The 8,071-nt window shown below is 31.3% G+C and carries 6 protein-coding genes; all 6 read left to right on the top strand.

From position 1 onward, the window contains the following. Positions 1-196: 196 nt before the first annotated feature. Entirely contained in the window at positions 197-847 is a 651-nt protein-coding gene (locus ACR65M_RS25840; RefSeq protein WP_440274837.1) for a TnsA endonuclease N-terminal domain-containing protein, read from the top strand. Next, positions 840-2,834, top strand: coding sequence for a TnsB C-terminal domain-containing protein (locus ACR65M_RS25835; protein ID WP_440274836.1), 1,995 nt, complete (start codon positions 840-842; stop codon positions 2,832-2,834). The genes ACR65M_RS25840 and ACR65M_RS25835 overlap by 8 nt, the downstream gene beginning before the upstream one ends. Positions 2,835-2,847: 13 nt before the next feature. Continuing rightward, complete coding sequence (locus ACR65M_RS25830; RefSeq protein ID WP_440274835.1) at positions 2,848-3,846, top strand: ATP-binding protein; 999 nt, start codon at positions 2,848-2,850, stop codon at positions 3,844-3,846. A gap of 36 nt (positions 3,847-3,882) precedes the next feature. After that, positions 3,883-5,445, top strand: coding sequence for a hypothetical protein (locus ACR65M_RS25825; protein WP_440274834.1), 1,563 nt, complete (start codon positions 3,883-3,885; stop codon positions 5,443-5,445). A 153-nt stretch (positions 5,446-5,598) separates the two neighbouring features. After that, a complete protein-coding gene (locus tag ACR65M_RS25820) occupies positions 5,599-6,372 on the top strand; it encodes a kanamycin nucleotidyltransferase C-terminal domain-containing protein (protein ID WP_440274833.1) in 774 nt (257 codons plus the stop codon). A 319-nt stretch (positions 6,373-6,691) separates the two neighbouring features. After that, entirely contained in the window at positions 6,692-7,912 is a 1,221-nt protein-coding gene (locus ACR65M_RS25815; protein ID WP_440274832.1) for an MFS transporter, read from the top strand. The last annotated feature ends 159 nt before the right edge of the window (positions 7,913-8,071 follow it).

The following is an 8,071-nucleotide window of genomic DNA, read 5'->3' as shown; positions in this document are numbered from 1 at the left end:
TGTAAAAGGACAAGAAAGTCTAAACTAATTTTATATTGTTTAATATTGATTTACTAGTATATACAAATTTTTTGTATGTACTTTTTTGTCTTTAATAATGGACAAAAAAGTCTAAACTACCTATACTTGAGACAAGAAAGTCTAAACTTTCCAATTTTCCGATTTTTCAAATTTTAACCACGGAAGGGGAGTCTATATGTATAAACCATTAATTACCGATGGAAGCAAAAAGTTTGGAAATAATAGATGGCTGTCGTATAGTCCCAAGTTAAAACGTGATGTTTATTTATTCAGTGATTTAGAGTATGAGCATTGGTTATTGGTTGAATCAAACCCTGAAATTGTAGAATTTTGTGAACAAGCGCTATTAATGGAAGGGTTTGTGGATGGAAAATTAAAGAGGTCTATTATAGATATGTGGGTAAAATATCAAAACGGAAAGGAAGAGTTTTTAGAAGTGAAATATTCTTCGGACCTTTCCAAAGAAAAAGTAATAAATCAGATTGCCATACAAAAAAATTGGTGTGATGACCACGGATATCAACACCACGTAAGAACTGAAGATAATATTCGAGCAAACCAATTACTGCTTTCAAATTTAAAGTTACTAATGAAGGGAAACAAACAACAAATGCAAGAAATAGAGATTGACAGGTATCAGATTATGAAGATATTGAGACAGCATTGTCCCAAGAAAATGTCGATAAGTACCTTGATTATTGAAACTCAAATTCCCCCAAATAGGTTTTTACTATCTATGGGTAAAATGATACTCAAAGGCGAGGTTTGTTCAAATATAGCCTTGCAACATTACGGAAAAAATACTGAGGTGTGGATCAATGCATAGAAGACTTTTTGAAGATTTAAAAATAGAAGAGAGTTGTTTAGACATTGCAAATTGGCCACAAGTAATAAGTGAAAGCCTTGATGATGAAGATAGAAACATTTTCTTAACAAGAAAATTAGCCATTGACTTATTTATGACAACAAATGCAAAAATTTCAGATATTGAACAACAAGCTGGGATACATAGAAGTGAAATATACCGATTCGTTAGAAGGTGTTTAGAAAAGGATGAATTTGAACAAATAAGGGGGTATAGGGCTTTAATCCCTTATAAAAGATTAAAGGAATATAACAGGAGTGAATTTCCAATAAATACAGAGGATGATTCGGATAATTTTACAGGTACTTTCAGTTTATTACTTGATATTTATCCTAGCCTAAAGGACATAATTCTAGATTCTTATTTTAACAGAAAAAGTAATAAGTACAAAATAAATGATCCTATCATTAATATGAAAAATCTACACAAAAAGTTTATCGATGAGTGCAGAACTTTGGGGATTAAAATGAACGAATACCCTTTTAATACAAAAACATTAGCAAAAAAATCGCTTGAACGGTATGTTAAAACACTATCAAAAAACCATTTTGTTGAAGTTGCGAAAAGAAATGGTGAACAGGCAACTATGGTTGCAAAAAACACAGGTGTCGGAAACAAAAACAATCCAATGATAATCAGACCTCTGGAAAGAGTGGAATTTGATGGCCATAGAATTGATACCTCAATAGCGATAATTTTTAAAACCCCAGAAGGTGATGAGGTAGTAGAAGTAATGAATCGGATATGGATTCTATCAATAGTCGATGTGGCAACAAGAGCAATAATAGGCTATCACCTATGCTTAAATAAGGAATATTCCTCTCACGATGTTCTTATGTGCATTAGGAATGCCATTTTTCCTTGGAAAAAGAAATCCCTTACTATTGAAGGATTAAATTATTCGGAAGGAGCGAATTTCCCTTCAAATTTAATTCACGAGGCTAGTTTCGGATTATGGGATGAGTTTTGTTATGACAACGCAAAAGCAAATATTGCAAAAAATGTAAAAGAAAAACTTGTTGACCTGATTGGTTGTTCTATTAATTTGGGCCCTGTTGCAGTTCCGGTTCGGAGACCCATAATCGAACGTTTTTTTCGTACATTGGAGCAAAATGGATTTCACAGGTTACCTTCTACAACTGGAAGTAACCCAAAAGATCCAAAGAGAAAGAATTCAGAAGAAAATGCTATTAAATATAGAATTACTGCGGAACAACTTGAAGAACTTACAGATGTTTTAATTGCTGAATATAATGCGACTTCACATGAAGGTAATAATAATCTTAGTCCATTAGAGGTTTTTGAACAAAGAGTAGCTAGAGGAATGACAATACTTCAATTGCCAGAAGAAAAACGTAATGAAATAGCCTTTTTTTCTTTAAAAGCTACAAGAAGAGTAAATGGAAGTGAAAAGGAAGGGAGAAGACCCTTCATTTATTATGAAGGAGTAAGATATACGAACGAAGTCCTAAACCGTTCTCCGCATTTAATCAACAAAAAACTTGATTTACTAATCAACACGGATGATTTAAGAGTTATAAAGGCATTTTTCGCAGACGGAAGTGAATTAGGGAATCTAAGTGCTACCGGTAAATGGGGCATTACCCCTCATGATCTTAGAACTAGGAAAGCCATAAATAAACTAAAAAGTAAAAGGCTAATACATTTCACTCAACTTGACGATCCAATTCAAGCTTATCAAGACTATCTCGAAAACGAAGCGCAAAAAAATAAAACAAATAGAAATAAATTAGCATCCCTTAAAAAAGAGCAAAAAAGTAAAGAAGAACGCTATCAAAAAGTAAAGTCCAATGATGGAAAAGGAACCAAAAGTGATGGTAATTTGGATAATATTTCTGAGTTATCTAAGGTTAAGCAACAGAGGGGAACCGAAACAGAAGAAATACAAACTGATACTCGAATCCTGAAAAAAACAATAATTTACTAGTTGGAGGTTAACTATGTCAGAAATATTGGAAACCAATCAAATTAATAATGACATACTTAGACCCTTTATTCCTAAAGGAACACATCCAATAGAGACAGGTAAATATTTAATTTCAACAAATGAAATTGATAGAATGTATCAAACAGTTATTCAATGGGTTGAAAATAGAATTCCAGGTGCTATTATTTATGGCCGTCCTAGACTTGGTAAAACAAGAGCAATCTCTTATTTGATTAATTGTTTACCTCAAGATTTCGGAGTTAACACGCCCATTTACCATATTCGTTGCCGTAAATATAAAAATCCTAATGAAAACTTTTTCTTTGAAGATTTATTAAGTGCTGTAGGTCACTCGATCATTATAAAAGGGAAATCTAATATGAAAAGAACTAGACTTCTAAGATTTCTAGTAGAACGTGCTGACTCTTCAGGTAATAATAAGATTATTTTTTTTATAGACGATGCTCAAAGATTGGAAGAAATACATTATGATTGGCTCATGGACCTATATAATGAATTTGATCATTATGGCATAACGTTAACTACCATTTTAGTAGGACAAAAAGAACTGGTTCATCAACGTTCAGCATTTATTAGTGGTGAAAAGTTTCAAATAGTGGGTCGCTTTATGAGCCAAGAATATCAGTTTAAAGGTCTTAAGACGCTAAATGACCTTAGGATTTGTTTAATGGGCTATGATGATTATTGTGAATATCCTTCTAATAGTAACTGGTCCTTTACTAAATACTTCTTTACTGACGCTTTTATTAGAGGATATAGGTTGCAAGATTCCGCCGATGATTTATTTCAAGTATTTGTTGACTTAAGAAGAGAATATGGATTACCTCAGAAAGTAGAAATCCCAATGCAGTATATAACTTTAACAATTGAATACGCTTTAAAGAAATATGGAAGTAACGGTCTAGATTTACCTGCTCTCGAAAAAAGTCATTGGAAGGAAGCAATTAAAAATACTGGATATATCCAGTCAGAATTATATCAAATTAATTAAAAATGGATAAAGACGTATGCAAAGGAAGGTGAAACTATGGATTTTCAGTTTACATGGTCTTCAGACTGGATTCAAAATTATGAATCACCTTGGGGAATACTTGAAAAATTCAGATGGGCTAATGCTATTGATGGTAACGAAGTTTTAGAATTATTAGGGAACGAGAAAGTTAAACAATTAAAAAACGTTTCGAATGCCGGAAGCCGTCATCGTAGCATTATTTATTTTTCTAGTATTGATTCTGAAAGGACCGAAACTATTATTGGAATAGATTTGAAGGAGTACCATGATAAATTAGTCGATAAACTGGTTCATATAATTCCTAAAATTAAGTCTGTGAGTAATTATTTTTACGACAATGTAACATATTGTCCAATTTGTTTAAGTAAGGGATATCATAGTATATTTCATCAAATTAAATTTTTTGATTACTGTGCATTTCATCCTAATCAAAAATTAAAAGATATATGTTTACACTGCAAGCAGCCAATGCCAGAGTACCTTATTAATAAGGGTAAAGTTGAGGCTTACCGTTGCAGCTGTGGTTATTGCTTTCTTGATTCAGAAAATATAAGGTCAATGGTATCATCTTGGAAAGACCAATTAAAAATTCAAAACAGTGTCATAAATTCATGGCTCAGATTACCCCGACATAAAGTTCATAAGTACCATATATTTTACCCCTTTGATAACTATAAAAAATATTTTGATGTCGATATTAAAGATTCAGATTATCTCAGACTCTTACCAAAATTAATAACGAATGCTTTTAATGAAGATGCTTTAAACAATGAAGTTATTAAAATTACTTCTAAGGTGAATATCTTTAATATTAAAAATGATTATCAGCAATTAAAAGACAATTATATGGAGACTTTCCCTCATCGATTTTATTCCTTTAATTTCAAGGAAAAACATAAGACTGACAGTATTTTCTTTGAAATTTATAAACAAACAAGAACTATTTACAAAGCCATAACGCGATATATTCTCCGCAAAATTATTAAAGAGCACAGTAATTGTGTGAAAATATTTAAAAAGGCTAGACAAAACGGTGATGTATGTCCTCATGCGTATGCATTTATTTTATGGAAAATGGAGTGTGAGGGAATAGATGCTTTGTGGAAAATCGAATATCAACGTAGAATTTCCAAGAATCTCGACTTTTCATGCATGAATGAAAATTTTAGTATCTTTCTTCATGGTTCTTTTATGACACATTTAGAAGAGATATTAAATCCTATAACAAGAGATTACAATTTCAATTTCTTAAATTGTAATGTCAGCAGTATAAATTATATTCTTAACAGAACTATTTCTCATCTACTAATCGAACGTTATATTAAGTGGCTGGAGGTAGTGCAGGATCCTGATAAGTTTAAACACATTTATCCTGATGACAACATACCAATGTATATTGCTAAAATCCCGCAAAATTATAATGGAGAAATAAGTTTTTATTTTCCAAGTAATCGTATTTATTACATGAAAAGTATAATAAAGGACATTAATAATGAATTTTCCTGTCCCTTTCATAGATCAACTAGGTATCCAGACTATAAATCGCCAATTCGAATTGCAATGGATAGTATGAATTGATAATCTAAGAATCTAATTACTATGTATTAACAAAATAAAAGGCAGGGTGATATTTTTTAAGTGTTGTGATGTTAAGTGCAATTGCTAGTAATTCCGGTAATAATATATGAGCAATTTTAACGATTGTTTAAAACTTTTTATAAAGAAAGGTAGATGGATATGTTATCTTTTCCAGTAGCTACTACCCGAAAAGAAAAGATCGATATAATAAATGAAATCAAAGAAAGATTATTAATTGTACATCAGGATAACATAATAGCAATTGGTGTATATGGTTCGCTTGGATTAGAAAGTGATATGCCTTATTCTGATATTGAGTTGCATGTTATCACAACAGATGATATATCAATTAAAAGTCACGAATTCATTTATGATAAGTTTAAAATAGAAGTTAGTGCAAAACAAAAAAAAGAATTTTTTAAGCAAGCAATTGAGGTAGATGATTCCTGGGCCATTAAGGCTGGTGTTTTTATAAATATTATGCCTATTCATGATACACAAAACTTATTTAATGAAATTAAAAAACTCCCATTACAAGTTTCAGATTCTGCTATTCGGGAAACCATGAAGGAATTTATGATTTGGGAACCTTACGAAACAATCGCCAAAATAAGAAATAATTTTCTGACTAGAAATTTTAATTATATCCCTATGGGGGCAAAGGATTTAACATGGCAAACTGCAAAATTGATTGGTCTAGCTAATAGGAAATATTATAGTACAAGGTCAAAAACTTTTGAGGAATCAATAAAGATGGAATCTAAGCCTAAAGGATATGTAGAACTTGCTAAATGTGTCATGAAGGGGGAATTAAGTAATATAGAATATTTCTACCAGCTATGTGAAAATTTATGGACCGGTTTAAATGAATGGTATGATAAACTTGGAATTGAATATAGGGTTCAGGAATTCCCTTCATTTGAATAGAGAAGTATAAAAGTGTGTGTTTCTGTAGGCTTTTAGAAATCTAGAAATAAACTTAATGTTTTACATATAAATTTATAATAGAATAATCTTGGTAAACAAAAAGGAAACCATTGAAAAATTATCATGTTATCGGCTACGAAATTGGCTTAAAACAAATTATTTTTATCTCTACTCTTAAAACGTTAAATTTTCATTCAAAATAGTTTCGATTTATTTTAGAACATATTTCTATAATTAAATGTTAGAATAGGGGGCATGTCCAGTGTAAAAATCCCTTTTTATCATAAAAGATCAAAATGATAAATAAGGGGTAGAAATAATGAAAAATAATTCGTTTCGTTTCTTATGGATAGGCCAATTATTCGCTAATTTAGGTGATGTGTTTTATGTAGTCGGGTTAATCTCTATTTTATATACAGTTACAGAGTCGGTAATGTATTTGGCACTGTTACCCTTTTTAAATACGTTTGGAAGATTTATAAGTAGTTTTATTTCACCGTTACTATTAAACAAATATAGACTGAAATCACTTTTGGTAAGCTCACAATTAAGTAAAACTACTATATTATTAATACTAGCAATTTGGGTGAGTTTTCAATCATCGTTAGGAATATGGTTTATTGTTTGTTGTATCTTATTAATAGCTTTCTTTGATGGATGGGCAATGCCGGCTACAGATGCCATTATTCCCAGATTGGTCAAAAAGTCTGAATTATTGAAAGCAAATAGTTTTATTTCAGTTGTTAATGAAACCGTCCAATTAGGTGGTTGGGCGTTGGGTGGATTACTTGTCGCACTAATAAAAGGACAAAATGTAATTTGGCTTACGTTTATCTTATTTGTCCTATCTACAATCATGATGATACGGGTTGTAGATAATACAACTTTCCAAATTAAAGAGGAGAAACAAAAAACATTCGAAACTTTAAAAGAAGGCTGGCTTACAATATGGAAAATTCCCATCTTTCGAAGCATCCATGTCATGATTTTTATAGAAGCTATTGCAAATGTAGTTTGGGTGGCAGCTATTCTCTATGTATTTGTAAATGAAGTATTAAATGTAACAGAAACATGGTGGGGTTATATAAACACTGCGTTTTTTCTGGGTTTGATACTAGGTGGAGTAGTCTGTTCAAGGTATTCGGTAAAAATTGAAAAGAACATGAGAAAGATTGTGATATACTCTTCGTTTGGCGTTTCCATAGTAACGCTTTTATTTGGATTAAATTCAGTAGCTTGGTTAGCGCTAATATTGGTAGCTTTTGGTGGATTCATCGATCAAATAAAAGGTATAACGATACACACATATATACAAAAAGAAGCATCTGCTGAAGATTTACCGAAGATATATAGTGCTCAATATTCAATGGTTTCATTAGTTTTTGGATTTTCTACATTAGCATTCGGGGGAATTGCAGAATACATTAGGGTTCAACTAGCGTTTCTCATTGCAGGATTACTCTTAGCAGCTTCGGGAATCTATATGTTGACCATTAAAAACAGATTCCCTAACAATTATAAATTAGAAGAGCAGAAATAATGTAACGAAAGGCTGCATAAGGTTTGGTATGCAGCCTTTCTTAAACTTTAATAATTATTATTGCACAGTTAGTTTAGACTTTTTTGTCTCGAAATTTCTCAAGAAGAGGAAGTTTAGACTTTTCTGTCCAATTGGTTTATACTTTTTTGTCTTTTTACA

Source organism: Ferdinandcohnia sp. SAFN-114 (genome assembly GCF_059415045.1).
This window is presented reverse-complemented; position numbering and strand designations above follow the sequence as displayed.